Source organism: Pseudomonas sp. MPR-R2A5, from assembly GCF_058793055.1.
In genome coordinates, this window is record NZ_JBXAFK010000007.1 from 139162 (window position 1) to 156246 (window position 17085).

12 protein-coding genes and 1 pseudogene are annotated in these 17085 nt (G+C 61.1%); 7 read left to right on the forward strand and 6 right to left on the reverse strand.

Annotated features, from left to right (window positions below; translation table 11 throughout):
- The first annotated feature begins 51 nt into the window (after positions 1-51).
- Complete coding sequence (gene msrA / locus AC1Q6I_RS08010) at positions 52-699, forward strand: peptide-methionine (S)-S-oxide reductase MsrA (RefSeq protein ID WP_024073024.1); 648 nt, start codon at positions 52-54, stop codon at positions 697-699.
- Between the two features lie 128 nt (positions 700-827).
- On the opposite strand, the gene AC1Q6I_RS08015 is transcribed toward msrA, so the two are convergent.
- On the reverse strand, positions 828-1664 hold the full coding sequence (locus tag AC1Q6I_RS08015) for a 23S rRNA (adenine(2030)-N(6))-methyltransferase RlmJ (RefSeq protein ID WP_024073023.1): 837 nt from the start codon (positions 1662-1664) through the stop codon (positions 828-830).
- Positions 1665-1894: 230 nt separating this feature from the next.
- Between AC1Q6I_RS08015 and AC1Q6I_RS08020 the strand changes: the two genes are divergently transcribed.
- Positions 1895-3172, forward strand: coding sequence for an O-acetylhomoserine aminocarboxypropyltransferase/cysteine synthase family protein (locus tag AC1Q6I_RS08020; RefSeq protein WP_024073022.1), 1278 nt, complete (start codon positions 1895-1897; stop codon positions 3170-3172).
- Here the strand turns inward: AC1Q6I_RS08020 and AC1Q6I_RS08025 are convergent.
- From AC1Q6I_RS08025 to putP, 3 genes are all read right to left on the reverse strand, one after another.
- A complete protein-coding gene (locus AC1Q6I_RS08025) occupies positions 3158-3871 on the reverse strand; it encodes a DUF4123 domain-containing protein (RefSeq protein WP_256581195.1) in 714 nt (237 codons plus the stop codon). The two genes, AC1Q6I_RS08020 and AC1Q6I_RS08025, sit on opposite strands and share 15 nt — an antisense overlap.
- Positions 3868-5700 (reverse strand): type VI secretion system Vgr family protein, encoded by a 1833-nt coding sequence (locus AC1Q6I_RS08030; RefSeq protein ID WP_024073020.1) that lies wholly within the window; start codon positions 5698-5700, stop codon positions 3868-3870. Before AC1Q6I_RS08030 ends, AC1Q6I_RS08025 begins: the two co-directional genes overlap by 4 nt.
- Positions 5701-5902: 202 nt before the next feature.
- Positions 5903-7387: a sodium/proline symporter PutP gene (gene putP, locus AC1Q6I_RS08035; protein ID WP_024073019.1), complete on the reverse strand. Its 1485-nt coding sequence runs from the start codon at positions 7385-7387 to the stop codon at positions 5903-5905.
- A gap of 461 nt (positions 7388-7848) precedes the next feature.
- On the opposite strand from putP, the gene putA reads away from it, so the two are divergent.
- From putA to AC1Q6I_RS08050, 3 genes are all read left to right on the forward strand, one after another.
- On the forward strand, positions 7849-11802 hold the full coding sequence (putA, locus tag AC1Q6I_RS08040; RefSeq protein WP_102623820.1) for a trifunctional transcriptional regulator/proline dehydrogenase/L-glutamate gamma-semialdehyde dehydrogenase: 3954 nt from the start codon (positions 7849-7851) through the stop codon (positions 11800-11802).
- A gap of 229 nt (positions 11803-12031) precedes the next feature.
- On the forward strand, positions 12032-13834 hold the full coding sequence (locus tag AC1Q6I_RS08045; RefSeq protein WP_102623821.1) for an acyl-CoA dehydrogenase: 1803 nt from the start codon (positions 12032-12034) through the stop codon (positions 13832-13834).
- Between the two features lie 131 nt (positions 13835-13965).
- Positions 13966-14397, forward strand: a complete 432-nt coding sequence (locus AC1Q6I_RS08050) for a hypothetical protein (RefSeq protein WP_024073016.1) — start codon at positions 13966-13968, stop codon at positions 14395-14397.
- Between the two features lie 123 nt (positions 14398-14520).
- Here the strand turns inward: AC1Q6I_RS08050 and AC1Q6I_RS08055 are convergent, their stop codons facing one another.
- Together AC1Q6I_RS08055 and AC1Q6I_RS08060 are read right to left on the reverse strand one after the other, a co-directional pair.
- A complete protein-coding gene (locus AC1Q6I_RS08055) occupies positions 14521-14814 on the reverse strand; it encodes a cell division protein ZapA (RefSeq protein WP_024073015.1) in 294 nt (97 codons plus the stop codon).
- A complete protein-coding gene (locus AC1Q6I_RS08060) occupies positions 14811-15041 on the reverse strand; it encodes a hypothetical protein (protein WP_024073014.1) in 231 nt (76 codons plus the stop codon). Before AC1Q6I_RS08060 ends, AC1Q6I_RS08055 begins: the two co-directional genes overlap by 4 nt.
- A 292-nt stretch (positions 15042-15333) precedes the next feature.
- On the opposite strand from AC1Q6I_RS08060, the pseudogene AC1Q6I_RS08065 reads away from it, so the two are divergent.
- A pseudogene (locus AC1Q6I_RS08065) lies at positions 15334-16089 on the forward strand (MCP four helix bundle domain-containing protein); the annotation flags it as partial.
- The gene (locus AC1Q6I_RS08070; RefSeq protein ID WP_404940809.1) at positions 16081-16944 is read left to right on the forward strand and encodes a methyl-accepting chemotaxis protein; all 864 of its coding nucleotides are present in this window, start codon (positions 16081-16083) and stop codon (positions 16942-16944) included. The pseudogene AC1Q6I_RS08065 and the gene AC1Q6I_RS08070, both read left to right, overlap by 9 nt.
- Positions 16945-17085: the final 141 nt, after the last annotated feature.

Genomic DNA, 17085 nt, shown 5'->3' on the forward strand with positions numbered 1-17085 from the left:
CACTGGCGGTCTGAATTTTTACCTAACTCAATCTGACTGAGAGGACTGATCATGGTCTTGCGCTCGGAAATTCTGGTGAACAAAAACGTGCTTCCTACTCAAGAACAAGCTTTGCCTGGCCGTGAAACCCCGATGGCGCTGCCAGAGACGCACTTCGTCAACGGCAACCCACTGCTGGGCCCATTCCTCGACGACGTCGGTTTCGCAATCTTCGGCCTGGGTTGTTTCTGGGGCGCGGAACGCAAGTTCTGGCAGCGCGACGGCGTGGTCAGTACCGTGGTCGGCTACGCCGGCGGCTTCACACCGAACCCGACCTACGAAGAAGTCTGCTCGGGCCTGACCGGCCACAGCGAAGTGGTGCTGGTGGTATACGACCAGGCCAAGGTCAAATACGAAGACCTGCTGAAGATGTTCTGGGAACTGCATAACCCGACCCAGGGCATGCGCCAGGGCAATGACATCGGCAGCCAATACCGCTCGGTGATCTATGCCACTACGCCTGAACAGCTGGCGGCAGCGAAGGCCAGTGCCGAGGCCTATCAGGCCGAACTGACCAAAGCGGGCCTGGGCACTATCACCACGGAAATCGACGAAGCACCGACGGTGTACTTCGCCGAGGCCTATCACCAACAGTATCTGGCGAAGAACCCGCAGGGCTACTGCGGGATTGGCGGTACCGGCGTGACCTGCCCGATCTAAGATCAACATGAATCAAAATGTGGGAGGGGGCTTGCCCCCGATAGCGGAGCGTCAGTCGGTACATCTGTAACTGACATACCACAATCGGGGGCAAGCCCCCTCCCACATTGGTTTAGCGCCAGACGTGGTTACTCGGCAATAAGCCAATCCATCTGCCACCCACCCTGGGTCTGGCCCAGCTTCTTGGACAGCCACGGCAGCAGCTCACGCAACTCCTCCTCCAGGCCCCACGGCGGGTTGGCGATCGCCAGGCCCGAGCCGGTCAGGGTGTTGGGGGTGTCCAGCGGATGCACGAGCAACTCCACACGCAGTAACTTCGGTGCACCGGTGCCGGCCAGGTCCTGGTAGAAGCGGCGCAACATGCGCTGGTCCTTTACCGGATACCAGATCGCCGCGACCGTCTGGCGCATGCGGCCCACCGCTTCCTTGAGGGACGCCGCGCAGCGCTGCATCTCATCGAGTTGTTCGAACGGCGGGTCGATCAGCATCAACGCGCGTTTCTCCGGCACCGGCAACAGGGCTCGCGGCACGTGCCAGCCCTCGCCCAAGTGCACCTTGACCCGACGATCACCCTTCATGTTGTCCTTGAGTAACACGCCGTCTTCCGGGTGCTTTTCATTGAGCAGCACACGGTCCTGGGGCCGTGTCAGGCGGCGGGCCAGCTCGGGCGAGCCGGGGTAGTAGCGCAACTGGCCGTCCGGGTTCATCTCGTGCAGTACGCGCATGTAATCGGCGGTCAGCGGCGGCAGGTCGCTCTCGCCCCACAGCCGGGCGATGCCTTCCAGGTACTCACCCGTGCGGTTGGCCTGGTCGCCCTGCAAGTCGTACAGGCCAATGCCGGCATGGGTGTCGAGATAGGCGAACGGCTGCTCCTTGCGCGACATCAGGGCGATGAGGCGGGTCAAGGTCAGGTGTTTGAAGACATCGGCATGGTTGCCGGCGTGAAAGGCGTGACGATAATTCATGGTTGCTCCTGCGCAGGGGGCGAAGTTTACCTTCTACCGGGGCAAAGGTGCAGGGCCGCATGCCAGGCGGTGCTTATGCCGCAAATACAGGACGACCGCTGAAAACAATCTAATCCCTACAGGCTGTGCGGGCTTGCCCATGATGTAAGCGACGCGGTATTACCTGCACTGCGCGATGGGGCCATCACCGGCAAGCCAGCGCCCACTCTCCAAGGAGGTCAATAACAATTATGAAAGACGCCACCCTCGCACTGCACCACGGTTTCAAATCGGACCCGACCACCAAGGCCGTTGCCGTACCGATCTACCAGAACGTCGCCTTTGAATTCGATAACGCCCAGCATGGCGCCGACCTGTTCAACCTGGATGTGCCCGGCAACATCTACACGCGGATCATGAACCCGACCAACGATGTACTGGAGCAGCGCATGGCCGCACTGGAAGGCGGCATCGCCGCCCTGGCGGTCTCCGCCGGCAGCGCGGCAATCCACTATGCGATCCAGACCCTGACCCGTGCCGGCGACAATATCGTCACCACCCCGCAACTCTATGGCGGCACCTACACCCTGTTCGCCCACCTGCTACCGAGCTTTGGCGTCGACGTGCGCTTCGCACGCAACGACTCTGCCGAAGCCATCGCCGAGCTGATCGATGACAATACCAAGCTGGTGTACTGCGAAAGCATCGGCAACCCGGCGGGTAATATCATCGACCTCGAAGCCCTGGCCAACGTCGCCCACGCCCGCGGCGTGCCGCTGATGGTGGACAACACCGTGGCCACGCCGATCCTGTGCAAGCCGATCCAGTTCGGCGCCGATATCGTCGTGCACTCAGTGACCAAGTATGTCGGCGGGCATGGCAATTCCCTCGGCGGCGTGATCGTCGACAGTGGCACGTTCCCGTGGACGAAATACCCGGAAAAATTCCCCGGCCTCAACCAGCCCGAGCCGGCTTACCACGGTGTGGTCTACACCGAGAAATTCGGCCCTGCCGCCTTTATCGCCCGCGCGCGCACCGTGCCCCTGCGCAATACCGGCGCGGCGCTCGCCCCCATGAATGCCTTTCTGTTGCTGCAAGGCCTGGAGACCCTCGCCCTGCGTATGGAACGCCACACCGAGAACGCCCTGAAGATCGCACAGTTCCTGCAACACCACGTCGAGGTCGAATGGGTCAGCTATGCCGGGCTGCCGGACCACCCGCACTACGCCCTGGCGCAGAAATACATGCAGGGCAAGCCGTCGGCGATCCTGTCCTTCGGCTTGAAGGGCGGCTACGACGCCGGCGTGCGCTTCTACGATGCGCTGCAAATCTTCAAGCGTCTGGTCAATATCGGCGATGCCAAGTCCCTGGCCTGCCATCCGGCCTCCACCACCCATCGACAGATGAACGAACAGGAACAGGCCAAGGCCGGCGTGAAGCCAGAAATGATTCGGTTGTCAGTGGGCATCGAGGCGATCGAAGACCTGATCGATGATTTGCAACAGGCGCTGGCGTCAGCCCGACTCTAAGGCCAGGTAATCGGCCAGTGCCGCCGGGGTTGCGTGCGGCATACGCACGAAATAGGCGACCTTGTGCCTCAAGGTCGCAGCCGCAAAGGCCCCATGCAAATCGGGCCGCTCCTCCTCCAGCCATTGCAGCAGGTTTTCCACCTGGGTGACGCTGGAGTGATCGGCCAGGGCCTGGAGTACTGCCTCCGACATCGCCCACCACGGGCTGCTTTTGGCCGGCCCTGCTCCGCTGCTTGCCAGCGCATGCAGCTCACCGTTGATCCAGTAACGATGAAACACCGGCAACATCGCCTTCGCCTCCGAACCCATCGCTTGCAGCATCGGCAGCAGGTAAGTCCCGTCCCAAAAGCGGAAGAACACTGCTTGCCCATCCGGCATCAGCACTTTGGTCAGGCTGCGCAAATGCGCCACGACGGTGGGTAACGGACAGGTGGACACCGCCAACCAGCCCCAATCGCGGCCCTCGCACTCAGCCGCCCAATCCAGAAATGCGCTGTCCACGGCAACCACTGCGGCATGGGGCATCACCGGTTCCCATTGAGCGTATTCGGTTCCAGCCCAGATCGCCTCTGGGGGTTGCTCTCCCGACTCGCGCCAGGCTGCAACGGGGCAATAATCGCTGGCGCTGCCCAACACGGCAAACAATTGCTCCCCTGGCTGCAGGGGGTCACGCTTCAGCCATTCGCGGGGGGCAATCACAGGGCACCGCCATGGGTCGTGGTGCAGACGCCGTTCTTGCATCGCTCACACTCCGCGCAAAATGGTGCGCTGCGCTTGAAATTGAGTACCTGCGCCATGCCCAGCAACACCGGGGGAACCGCGGGCACACTCGCCGGCGCGGCACTGAGTTGAATCGGCGCACTGCTGAAAATCCCCGCCGCCGATACCGTGATCGAATGCCCTCCCGCCTGCAGCGTGATACTTCCCGCTGCGTCCACCGTAACCCGCTGCCCCGCGTTGAACGCCATGTCCTGGCCGGCCTGCAGACGGAAGTCGTGCAGCACCTGCTGGCGCCAGTCACGCTCGGCGCGCAGGTAGATTTCCTCGGCACCTTTGCGGTCCTCGATGCACAGCTCGTTGTACCCACCCCCACCGGGGCTGCTCTGGCTGCGGAAGATGCTGCGGGTCTTGTCAGCCGGCAACGTCAGCGGCACGGGCGTCACCGCATTGGGCACGCAGCCCATCACCATCGGCATGTCGACGTCACCATTGACGAACCCGACCAACACCTCCATGCCGACCCGCGGGATCAACATCGAACCATAGCGCTGATGGGCCCAACCACTGGCCACCCGCAGCCAGCAACTGGAGTGTTCGTCGTGCTGCCCGGCGCGGTCCCACGCCATTTGCACCTTGACCCGCCCCAAGGCGTCACAATGGACCTCGCTGCCACCGGGGCCGGTCACCACGGCATTCTGGTAACCGGCGACCAACGTACGAGCCTGCGGCAAAGGTGGACGAAACGTGACATCCCAGGGGGCGGCGACAAAGTCGTTGCGATAGCCCTGGCGAAACTCAGCGCCCGGCACTTGCGTCACCGAGTCCTCCAGCACCTGGGGCTGCAACCCCTCGTGGGTAACGGCCGTCACCAGCCACAAATCATTCCACTCCTCACGGGGGTGACCGGCGAGCCGTAGAAACTGACCACAGAGCATGGCCGACTGATCGCTGCTGCCATGAGCCAGGCGATGATCACAGCGGTGACGTTCCAAGGCGCGCTGCGCGAGGTACTTGCCATGGGAACGGTCGCTGAAGCGGCCCGGATAGCGCTGCTCTTCAAGGCGTGGGAACTGCTCCCCGGCCACCGCACTTTCCAATGTCACATTCGGCTTGGAAAAGTCGTAGTCGCGCAGGCTGACCGCCGTGGTGCGCGCCTGGACTCTTACGGTAAAGCGCTTGATCGCCGGCGTATCCGCCACCATTCCCGAACCGGGGTGATAGGGCGTGGCCTGCTCGGCCTGGGCAAATACCGTCTGGTCGTCACCAAACACCAGCAAGTGCCTGTCCGGCGAATGCTGGAAGTGATAGTGAATACCCACCTCGGCGCACAAGCGTTGTACGAACGCCAGATCGGTTTCATCAAACTGCACGCAATACTCCCGCTCAGGGTATTTGCCACTCAGGCGAAACTCGAAGGTATCGCCCTGGCACCCCTGCCCTTCCAGCACCAGCGAAATGATCTGCGGCACCGTCTTACCCTGGAAAATACGTTGATGACTGCTGTGTTGCAGGTAAGCCAGCTGCGGCACCAGGCGCAACTGATAGCGGGTCAGGCGCCGGCCGGCGTCGCCTTGGGCGGCGAGATAAACCAGGCCATGGATACCGTGGCCCTGGGGGGCGAACCCCAGAAACGCCTCGCGATGCATCAGGCTTTCCAAGTCAAGGTCCGGCTGCTCGCCCACCACTTCAAGATCAAAGCAATAGGGCTGGCTCAGGGTTTCCTGGCCTTTGAAGCTGTAGACCTTGAGATCACTGGCAACCCCATCCAGGGTCAGGGTGAAGGCACTTTGATTGGCAGGAGCGAACATCCGGTGTTTCTCTGCAAAGGGTGGGCGAGCGATTTTGCACCAGCCCCACACCCCACTGGGCATGCTTCAGGCAAATCAGTAAATCCCTACAACTGAGCGTCTGGGTTTTCTTAGAGCCGAACGAATCGCAGGCCAAAAAAAGGCCCGCCATCCGAAGGAGGCGGGCCTTTCTCAACTCAACGAGTGCTCAGCACTCGGCGAATTACTTGTTGAGGTTGTAGTCTTTTTCCGCTGCATCAAAACGCTCGACCATACCGGCAGTCGGTGCGCCCAGCTTGCTGACGATGTAGATCGCCAGGCTGGCAAAGATGAAGCCTGGAATGATTTCGTACAGGCCCAGTAACGCGAAATGCTTCCACACGATCACCGTAATCGCGCCGACCAGGATACCGGCCAGTGCGCCGTTACGGGTCATGTGTTTCCAGATCACCGAGATCAGCACCACAGGGCCGAATGCCGCACCGAAACCGGCCCAGGCATAACTGACCAGGCCGAGGACACGGTTGTTCGGGTTGGCGGCCATGGCGATGGCGATCAAGGCCACCAGCAGCACCATGGCGCGACCGACCCACACCAGTTCAACCTGGGAGGCGTTCTTGCGCAGGAAAGTCTTGTAGAAGTCTTCGGTCAGGGCGCTGGAGCACACCAGCAACTGGCAGCTCAGGGTACTCATCACCGCCGCCAGGATGGCTGACAGCAGCACACCCGCGATCCAGGGGTTGAACAGCAGCTTGGCCAGCTCGATGAACACACGCTCGTGGTTCTCATTGACCGGGCCGGCCACTTCCGGGTGCGCCGAGAAGTAAGCAATACCGAAGAAGCCTACGGCGACGGTGCCGCCCAGGCACAGGATCATCCAGGTCATGGAGATGCGTCGTGCGTTGGCGATCGACTTCACCGAGTCCGCCGCCATGAAACGCGCGAGGATATGCGGCTGGCCGAAATAACCCAGGCCCCAGCCCATCAGCGAAATGACGCCGATGAAGGTGGTGTTTTTCAGCATGTTGAAGTTGTCGGGGTTCTTCGCTTCGATCGCCAGGAAGGTGGTATCGACGCCACCGGTGGCCAACAGCACGATGATCGGCGTCAGGATCAGCGCGAAGATCATCAGGGTGGCTTGTACGGTGTCGGTCCAGCTCACCGCCAGGAAACCACCGACGAAGGTGTAGGCAATCGTCGCCGCAGCACCCGCCCACAAGGCCGTCTCGTAGGACATCCCAAAGGTGCTTTCGAACAGACGGGCACCGGCCACGATGCCGGAGGCGCAATAGATGGTGAAGAACACCAGGATCACCACCGCGGAGATGATCCGCAGCAGGCCACTCTTGTCTTCGAAACGGCTGGAGAAGTAGTCCGGCAGGGTCAAGGCGTCGCCGTTATGTTCGGTCTGTACCCGCAGGCGACCGGCCACGAACAGCCAGTTGAGGTAGGCACCGACGATCAGGCCGATGGCGATCCAGCTTTCCGACAGGCCGGACATGTAGATTGCGCCCGGCAAGCCCATCAACAACCAGCCACTCATGTCGGAAGCTCCGGCCGACAAGGCCGTCACCACGCTACCGAGGCTGCGGCCGCCCAGGATGTAATCGGAAAGGTTGTTGGTGGAGCGATAGGCCATGAGGCCGATCAGTACCATTGCTGCGATGTAGATCACAAACGTGATCAGGGTGGGATTGCTAACGCTCATTAGAGTGACGCCCTGGCTTTGTTTTTATGTAGCGACGGTCTGTCGGACGGCCACCCGTGGATAGTGGGGTAGACGAACCGGCGTGCCGTGCATTTATGACTGGCGTTTCCCCAGGAAAGCCGCCAGCCGATGAACCGAACCCTGAAGGCGGTTGCACCTTGGGCGCGAATGCTATTCAACAAAGCAAATAAGGTGCAACCAGTTTCTGGGGAATAAGTTGCACCCAGGTGTAAATTCGAGAAAACAGCGTGTTTTTGCTCCTTTTCGGAGCAAGAACAGCCGATCTCAGAAGCAAATGCACCAATACCAAGCCGATTCCGTCGAAGGCCGGTTTTTTTCCGATGAAGCATCGAAAATTTCCTGAACAAAAAGGGTTGCACCCGGTTGCACCTCTTCATGCGCAAAGCTAATCTTGCCGCCAGCTGATGCCACTCGGTAGTGGCACCCATGAGGATAAGAAAATGGCTACGACCACCCTTGGGGTCAAACTCGACGACCCGACCCGCGAGCGCCTGAAGGCCGCCGCGACCTCCATTGATCGCACGCCGCACTGGCTGATCAAGCAGGCGATTTTCAATTACCTGGAGAAACTCGAGGGTGGTGCAACCCTGACCGAGCTCAATGGCTTGAGCAGCAAGGATGCCGATGATGCCGGTGAGGTTCAGGCCGACCACGCCCACCAATGCTTCCTGGAGTTCGCCGAGAGCATCCTGCCGCAATCGGTACTGCGCGCCTCGATCACCGCCGCTTACCGTCGCCCCGAACCAGAAGTGGTGCCGATGCTCATCGAGCAGGCTCGCCTGCCAGTGCAGATGGCCGAAGCCACCAACAAGCTGGCCGCTTCGATTGCCGAAAAACTGCGCAACCAGAAGAGCGCCGGCGGCCGTGCCGGCATTGTCCAGGGTCTGTTGCAGGAATTTTCCCTGTCATCCCAGGAAGGCGTGGCACTGATGTGCCTGGCCGAAGCGCTGCTGCGTATCCCGGACAAAGGCACGCGTGACGCGCTGATCCGCGACAAGATCAGCACCGGCAACTGGCAGCCGCACCTGGGCAACAGCCCGTCGCTGTTCGTCAATGCCGCCACCTGGGGCTTGCTGCTGACCGGGAAACTGGTCGCCACCCACAACGAAGCCGGCCTCACCTCGTCCCTGAGCCGCATCATCGGCAAGAGCGGCGAGCCGATGATCCGCAAGGGCGTCGACATGGCCATGCGCCTGATGGGCGAACAATTCGTCACCGGCGAAACCATCGCCGAAGCCCTGGCCAATGCGAGCAAGTTCGAAGCCAAGGGTTTCCGCTATTCCTATGACATGCTCGGTGAAGCCGCACTGACCGAACACGATGCGCAGAAATACCTCGCGTCGTACGAACAAGCCATTCATTCCATCGGCAAAGCGTCCCATGGTCGCGGGATTTATGAAGGCCCGGGCATCTCCATCAAGTTGTCGGCACTGCACCCGCGCTACAGCCGCGCGCAGTACGAACGCGTGATGGACGAGCTGTACCCGCGCCTGCTGTCCCTGACCCTGCTGGCCAAGCAATACGATATCGGCCTGAACATCGACGCCGAGGAAGCCGACCGCCTGGAGCTGTCCCTGGACCTGCTCGAACGCCTGTGCTTCGAGCCGCAACTGACCGGCTGGAACGGCATCGGTTTCGTGATCCAGGCGTACCAGAAGCGCTGCCCGTATGTGATCGACTACGTCATCGACCTGGCGCGCCGCAGCCGCCATCGCCTGATGATCCGCCTGGTGAAAGGCGCTTACTGGGACAGCGAAATCAAGCGAGCCCAGGTCGAAGGCCTGGAAGGCTACCCGGTATACACACGCAAGGTGTACACCGACGTTTCCTACATTGCCTGCGCACGCAAACTGCTGTCGGTGCCGGAAGCCATCTACCCTCAGTTCGCCACACACAACGCCCATACGCTGTCGGCCATCTACCATATCGCCGGTCAGAACTATTACCCCGGCCAGTACGAGTTCCAATGCCTGCATGGCATGGGTGAACCCCTGTACGAACAGGTCGTGGGCAAGGTGTCGGAAGGCAAGCTGAACCGTCCGTGCCGCGTCTATGCACCGGTCGGCACCCACGAAACACTGCTGGCCTACCTGGTACGCCGCCTGCTGGAAAACGGCGCCAACACCTCGTTCGTCAACCGTATCGCCGACCAATCGATCTCGATTCAGGAGCTGGTGGCCGACCCAGTGGCCAGCATCGAGCAGATGGCGACGCTGGAAGGCGGCTTCGGCCTGCCGCACCCGCGTATCCCGCTGCCGCGTGACCTGTACGGCAGCGACCGCGCCAACTCGGCCGGTATCGACCTGGCCAACGAACACCGCTTGGCGTCGCTCTCCTGCGCCCTGCTGGCCACTGCGCACAACGACTGGAAAGCCGCGCCGATGCTCGGATGCGCCGCCAGCAATCAAGCAGCGGCAGCGGTATTGAACCCGTCCGACCTGCGCGATGTGGTCGGCCACGTACAGGAAGCCACCGTCGAAGACGTCGATAACGCGATCCAGTGTGCCATCAACGCCGGCCCGATCTGGCAGGCCACCCCGCCCGCCGAGCGCGCCGCGATCCTGGAACGGGCCGCCGACCTGATGGAAGGCGAGATCCAGCCACTGATGGGCCTGCTGGCACGCGAAGCCGGCAAGACCTTCGCCAACGCCATCGCCGAAGTGCGTGAAGCCGTGGACTTCCTGCGCTACTACGCGGTACAGGCGCGCAACGACTTCACCAACGATGCCCACCGCCCGTTGGGCCCGGTGGTCTGCATCAGCCCATGGAACTTCCCATTGGCGATCTTCAGCGGCCAAGTCGCCGCGGCACTGGCCGCCGGTAACCCGGTGCTGGCCAAGCCTGCCGAACAGACCCCACTGGTTGCCGCCCAAGCCGTGCGCATCCTGCTCGAAGCCGGTATCCCGGAAGGCGTGCTGCAACTGCTGCCAGGCCAGGGTGAAAGTGTGGGGGCACGCCTGGTCGGTGATGATCGCGTCAAAGGCGTGATGTTCACCGGTTCCACCGAAGTCGCGCGCCTGCTGCAACGCAGCGTCGCCGGGCGCCTGGATGCCCAGGGTCGTCCGATCCCGCTGATCGCCGAAACCGGCGGCCAGAACGCAATGATCGTCGACTCCTCGGCGCTGACCGAACAAGTGGTCATCGATGTGGTGTCGTCCGCGTTTGATAGCGCCGGCCAGCGTTGCTCGGCCCTGCGCGTCCTGTGCCTGCAGGAAGATTCGGCAGACCGCGTGATCGAAATGCTCAAGGGCGCCATGGCGGAATGCCGCCTGGGCAACCCGGAGCGCCTGTCGGTGGATATCGGCCCGGTGATCGACGCCGAAGCCAAGGCCGGCATCGAGAAACATATCCAGGCCATGCGCGACAAAGGCCGCAATGTGTACCAAGTGGCGATTGCCGATGGCGAAGAGATCAAGCGTGGCACCTTCGTGATGCCGACCCTGATCGAGCTGGAAAGCTTCGACGAGCTGCAACGGGAAATCTTCGGCCCGGTACTGCACGTGGTGCGCTACAAGCGCAAAGAAATCGACCAGCTCATCGGCCAGATCAACGCCTCCGGCTACGGTCTGACCCTGGGTGTGCATACCCGCATCGACGAGACCATCGCCAAGGTGATCGACAACGTCAATGCCGGTAACGTCTATGTGAACCGCAACATCGTCGGGGCCGTGGTCGGCGTACAGCCATTCGGCGGCGAAGGCCTGTCGGGGACCGGCCCGAAAGCCGGTGGCCCGTTGTACCTGTATCGCCTGCTGTCGACCCGTCCTACGGACGCCATCGAGCAATCCTTCGTACGCGGCGACAAGCTGACTGCACCCGATGTGCGCCTGCGCGACGCCATGAGCCAACCGCTGAACGCCCTGAAAACCTGGGCCGACAGCAATAAGTTCAGCGAACTGAGCGCCCTGTGCACGCAGTTCGCCGCGCAATCGCAAAGCGGTATCACTCGCCAACTGGCCGGCCCGACCGGCGAGCGCAACAGCTACGCCATCCTGCCTCGCGAGCACGTGTTGTGCCTGGCGGAAGTCGAAGGCGACCTGCTGACCCAGTTCGCGGCGGTCTTGGCCGTTGGCGGTTCAGCGGTATGGCCGGAAACTGACCTGACCAAAGCCGTGTTCACACGCCTGCCGAAGGAGATTCAGGCGAAGATCAAACGCGTGGCGGACTGGACCAAAGACGAAGTGGTGTTCGACGCGGTCCTGCACCACGGCGATTCCGACCAACTGCGTGCGGTGTGCCAGCAAGTGGCCCAGCGTGGCGGGGCGATTGTCGGCGTGCATGGTCTGTCCCAAGGGGAAACGGCGATTGCCCTGGAGCGCCTGGTGATCGAGCGAGCGTTGAGCGTCAACACCGCTGCGGCGGGCGGCAACGCCAGCCTGATGACCATCGGCTAACCCTGACGAAACACGGTCAACATGTGAGAGGGGGCTTGCCCCCGATAGCGGAGTATCAGTCAGTCCATCGGATACTGACACACTGCTATCGGGGCAAGCCCCCTCCCACATTTGATCGCCTTTCAATTCCCCTCCCCGCGTTCTGCCTCTTCATCACCCAAATCAATCTTGCTATCCAGCCTCTATTCGCGCACTTAGACTCCGACCTACTCCATATAGGTAAGCCGCCATGTCCGAGACGCTCCTCAGTTCCCGCAATCTGGCTTTCGAGCTGTACGAAGTCCTCGACGCCGAGGGCCTGACCCAGCGCGAGCGGTTTGCCGAACACAACCGCGAAACCTTCGACGCCGCGATCAGCACCGCGCGCAGCATCGCGGAAAAGTACTTCGCGCCGCATAACCGCAAAAACGACGAAAACGAACCGCGCTACGAAGACGGCAAGGCAATTCTGATTCCAGAAGTGAAACCCGCCGTGGATGCCTTTCTGGAAGCCGGTTTCCTCAATGCTGCGCGCAGTTTCGAAGCCGGTGGCATGCAGTTGCCCACCCTGCTGTCCCAGGCCTGTTTCGCCCACTTCCAAGCCGCCAACGCCGCCTCTACTTCCTACCCGTTCCTGACCATGGGCGCAGCCAACCTGATCGAAAGCTTCGGCACCGAGGAGCAGAAACAACGCTTCCTGCAGCCGATGATCGAGGGCCGCTTCTTCGGCACCATGGCGCTGACCGAACCCCATGCCGGCTCCTCCCTATCAGATATCCGAACCCGCGCGGAGCCTGCGGCCGACGGCAGCTATCGCCTCAAGGGCAACAAGATCTTCATCTCCGGCGGCGACCATCCGCTGTCGGAAAACATTGTGCACATGGTGTTGGCCAAGTTGCCGGACGCACCAGCCGGGGTGAAGGGCATTTCGCTGTTTATCGTGCCCAAATTCCTCGTCAACGACGACGGCAGCCTGGGGGCGCGCAACGATGTGTTGCTGGCCGGGCTGTTCCACAAGATGGGTTGGCGCGGCACCACGTCCACAGCGCTGAATTTCGGCGATAACGGCCACTGCGTCGGCTACCTGGTGGGCAAACCCCACCAGGGCCTGAGCTGCATGTTCCAGATGATGAACGAAGCACGTATCGGCGTGGGCATGGGCGCGGTGATGCTTGGCTACGCCGGTTACCTCTACTCGTTGGAGTACGCCCGCGAACGCCCCCAAGGCCGCCTGCCGGACAGCAAGGACCCGACCACTGCACCGGTGTCCATCATCCAGCACGCCGATATCAAGCGCATGTTGCTGACCCAGAAAGCCTACGTCGAAGGCGCCTTCGACCTGGGCCTATATGCCGCGCGGCTGTTCGATGACACCACCACCCTGGCCACCGACATCGAACGCCGGCAAGCCCACGAACTGCTGGACCTGCTCACCCCCATCGTCAAATCCTGGCCTTCGGAGTTCTGCCTGAAGGCCAACGAGCTGGCGATCCAGATCCTCGGCGGCCACGGTTACACCCGTGAATACCCGGTGGAACAGTACTACCGCGACAACCGCCTGAACCCGATCCACGAAGGCACCCACGGCATCCAGTCCCTGGATTTGCTCGGGCGCAAGCTCGCACAGAACGGCGGCGCTGGTCTAAAACAGTTGATTCGGTTGATCGCCGAGACCGGCGCACGCGCGCAGAAATACCCTTCGCTGACCGCCCTGAGGGAACCGCTGGAACACCTGGTGGCCCGCCTGCAAAGCGTCACGATTGGCCTGCTGACCGATCTCGCCCAAGGCAAGGTCAACAGCAGCCTGGCGAACTCGGCGCTGTACCTGAAGATATTCGGGCACACGGTGATCGGTTGGCGCTGGCTGGAACAGGCGATTCGCGCCGAGGAAGGGTTGGCCAAGGGCAATGCAGCGGATGTCGACTTCTATAAAGGCAAGCTCCAGGCTGCGCGGTATTTCCTGACGTGGGAGGTGCCGGGTTGTCATCACGAATTGCGCCTGCTGGAGAACAGGGATGACACCTGCCTGAACATGCAGGACAAATGGTACTAAGCACCTGTCAAGGTTGACAGGTGTTGATCACACGAGAGGCAGATAGAATCGTATGCCCTGAACGTTGTCTTGCCGTATTCGGGATAAGTGCAGTTTTTTCTGCAGCGCGACTACGCATAGGATCAACATCAATGAAAACGAAAATCATGCTTCAACAAGAAAACATCGGCACATCCAGCTATGTCGGTGATGCGCCGGAAGATGTTTTGATCAGAATCGGTGAGGAGTGGATCGTAGACAAGACCTACGTTTGCACCAACAAAACATACAAGCTGCTGCCTGACGTGGGCGAGGAGAAAAACCGCTACACCGTCGAAGCCGTATTTTCAGAAAAAGCGACAACAGAGCCCGCCTCGGCGCGCAAAGTCGAAGTGGTCTTTACTGTTAAAAATGATCGCGCGTTCCCGGAAGTACCAGGGACGGAACACAACCCCGAATACGTGTTCTCCATCACCATTGGCGATCGCTTGACCGACAGATCAAACCAAACAGCGTCGGTACTTCGAAAATACTATCGCCCTATGTCAGGGGGCCGACTGACGATCGGCTATTACCTGGGTTAAGGCTGAACATTCAAAAGCGACGCGCCCATGTTCAGCAGGCATACGCTCCCGGTAGATGGGAGCGTATCGCCGAGTTTGCGGTTAGATACCGCCTGGCATGCAGCCATCGGTTCAACGGCAGTATCAAGGCTGCCCGATCGCCTTCGAAATCACCTCGACCGTGGCGCTGACTTGCTCTTGGTAACGGTCGAGTTCCTGCTGGTGACGCTGCTGCATTTCGATCTGCTCGGCGCACAGGTTCAGCGCGGCCAGCACCAGTAATTTGTCACCGATGAGGGTCGGGTACTTTTTCTTGGTGGTGGCCAGGGAGGCCTTGAGCATCGTCACGGCGTGCATCAGGGTTTGATCTTCCCCGGCCGGTGCCTTGATCGAGTAATCCTCTCCGAGAATCGAAACGACCTTTATCCCTTGGTTCATGCGCTGACAGGCCCTGCGCTCACGCGTTCAACCAGTGCTTGAATGCGCGCGGCGGTGGCACCGTGCTTTTCTTCCTGCTCCATCAGGTTCAGTTGCAGGCTGTCGTTCTCATCCTTGGCGCGGGCCAGTTCGGCCTTGAGGGCCTCGTTGCTGCCCAGCAGGTCTTGATTCTGCTGTACCAGGTCGCTGACCAGTTGTTCCAGTTGGCTGAGGGATGCTTCTAACATTTTGATTTCTCTGGCTTTTTAAAAGGGCGGTGACGATAAAGAAAATTCACCTCGGATGCCAGGGTTATCCCCGGCGCGCAGCCCGATAGTTAAGGGCCGGGCCGCACTTTCGAGCCTTAGTGACTGCATTTACCCCATCTGGTTCCGGAATCGGTGCAACCCCTCGTCAGATGCGACAAAAGCGCACGCCCCTTTAGACTTTAGTCGTACGGCCGATACGCGATGCACACCCCGTCTCATGGCCGCATGGATCGCGCTCCTCCCCCAGGACTCCAGCATGTCTCTTCGTAATATGAATATCGCGCCGCGCGCCTTCCTAGGCTTCGCGTTGATTGGTGCACTTATGTTGTTTCTCGGTGTATTCGCCCTGAACCAGATGAGCAAGATCCGTGGCGCCGCGGAAGACATCACCCTGTCCAGCGTGCCGAGCATTCGCGCCCTTGATGAATTCACCCAACTGACCCTGCGCCTGCGGGTGCTGTCATACCGCTTGCTGACCAACCGCGAACCGGATGTGCAGCAAAAAACCCTGGAAGCCTTTGACCTGCGCAACCAGCAGATTCGCACAGCACAGGGTGTCTACGAAAAACTGATCGACAGCAGCGAGGAACGCTCGACCTACGACGAGTACGTGCGTTTGCTCAGCCAATACCATCAGATCGAAGAGCGCATGAAGAGCTTGTCGCGCGCCAACCAGATGGAGGAATTGCGCAGCCTGCTCAACACCGAATTGCTGAGCAACTCCGAGCAGGTCAACGCCGTACTCACGCGCCTGCTGGAGATTAATAACAAGATGGCCCTGGCCACCAACCAACAAGCCGAAGACCAGTACAACCTGGCCTTTGACCTGGTGGTGGGCCTGCTGGTGATCGCCACCGCGCTGACGTTGTTGTTCGCCTGGCTGTTGACCCGCAGCATCACCGTGCCGATTTCCCAGGCCCTGGATGCCGCGGAAGAGATCGCCGAAGGCAACCTCACGCGGCCGATCAAGGTCGACGGCAACGACGAGGCCGGTCGCCTGCTGGCGGCGATGACGAAGATGCAGGACAAACTGCGCGACACCTTGCAACGCATCGCCGGCTCGGCCACCCAGTTGGCTTCCGCCGCGGAAGAACTGAACGCGGTCACGGATGAAAGCGCTCGCGGCCTGACCCAGCAAAACAACGAAATCGAACAAGCCGCCACCGCCGTCAACGAGATGACCAGCGCCGTCGAGGAAGTCGCGCGCAATGCGGTGAGCACCTCCGAGGCCTCGCGCAACGCCACCACCTCTGCCGGTGACGGCCGCGACCTGGTACAGGAAACCGTCAGCGCCATCGAGCGCATGAGTGGCGACGTGCAAGCCACTGCCACGCTGATTGGCGAGCTGGCCAATGAGTCCCGTGATATCGGCAAGGTACTCGACGTGATTCGCGGCCTGGCCGACCAGACCAACCTGCTGGCCCTGAACGCGGCGATTGAAGCGGCGCGGGCGGGCGAAGCCGGCCGCGGTTTTGCCGTGGTGGCCGATGAAGTGCGGGCCCTGGCCCATCGCACCCAACAATCCACCAGCGAAATCGAGCGCATGATCGGCAGCATCCAGGCCGGCACCGAGCACGCCGTGGACTCGATGCGTAACAGCACCGAGCGCGCGGAATCGACGCTGAACATCGCCAAAGGCGCAGGTATGTCGTTGGACACCATCAACACGGCGATCATCGAGATCAACGAGCGCAACCTGGTCATCGCCAGCGCGGCGGAAGAACAGGCCCAGGTGGCGCGGGAAGTGGACCGCAACCTGGTGAATATCCGCGACTTGTCGGTGCAATCGGCAACCGGCGCCAGCCAGACCAGTGCGGCGAGCGGTGAGCTGTCGCGCCTGGCGGTGGATTTGAACGGGATGGTCGGGCGCTTCCGCCTCTAACTGATACAACTGGGTCAAGAAGGTGGGAGGGGCTTGCCCCCGATAGCAGTGTGTCAATCAGCACATCTGATTCTGATACAGCGTAATCGGGGGCAAGCCCCCTCCCACATTTGGATCTATATGAATCAGAAAAAGCTTTTT

What these genes read in the sequence shown, in the direction of transcription:
- AC1Q6I_RS08055 (WP_024073015.1), bottom strand. Translation starts at nt 14,814, where the DNA reads ATGAACCAAGGGATAAAGGTCGTTTCGATTCTCGGAGAGGATTACTCG.
- AC1Q6I_RS08020 (WP_024073022.1), top strand. Translation starts at nt 1,895, where the DNA reads ATGAAAGACGCCACCCTCGCACTGCACCACGGTTTCAAATCGGACCCG.
- putA (WP_102623820.1), top strand. Translation starts at nt 7,849, where the DNA reads ATGGCTACGACCACCCTTGGGGTCAAACTCGACGACCCGACCCGCGAG.
- putP (WP_024073019.1), bottom strand. Translation starts at nt 7,387, where the DNA reads ATGAGCGTTAGCAATCCCACCCTGATCACGTTTGTGATCTACATCGCA.
- msrA (WP_024073024.1), top strand. Translation starts at nt 52, where the DNA reads ATGGTCTTGCGCTCGGAAATTCTGGTGAACAAAAACGTGCTTCCTACT.
- AC1Q6I_RS08060 (WP_024073014.1), bottom strand. Translation starts at nt 15,041, where the DNA reads ATGTTAGAAGCATCCCTCAGCCAACTGGAACAACTGGTCAGCGACCTG.
- AC1Q6I_RS08030 (WP_024073020.1), bottom strand. Translation starts at nt 5,700, where the DNA reads ATGTTCGCTCCTGCCAATCAAAGTGCCTTCACCCTGACCCTGGATGGG.
- AC1Q6I_RS08050 (WP_024073016.1), top strand. Translation starts at nt 13,966, where the DNA reads ATGAAAACGAAAATCATGCTTCAACAAGAAAACATCGGCACATCCAGC.
- AC1Q6I_RS08045 (WP_102623821.1), top strand. Translation starts at nt 12,032, where the DNA reads ATGTCCGAGACGCTCCTCAGTTCCCGCAATCTGGCTTTCGAGCTGTAC.
- AC1Q6I_RS08015 (WP_024073023.1), bottom strand. Translation starts at nt 1,664, where the DNA reads ATGAATTATCGTCACGCCTTTCACGCCGGCAACCATGCCGATGTCTTC.
- AC1Q6I_RS08070 (WP_404940809.1), top strand. Translation starts at nt 16,081, where the DNA reads ATGCAGGACAAACTGCGCGACACCTTGCAACGCATCGCCGGCTCGGCC.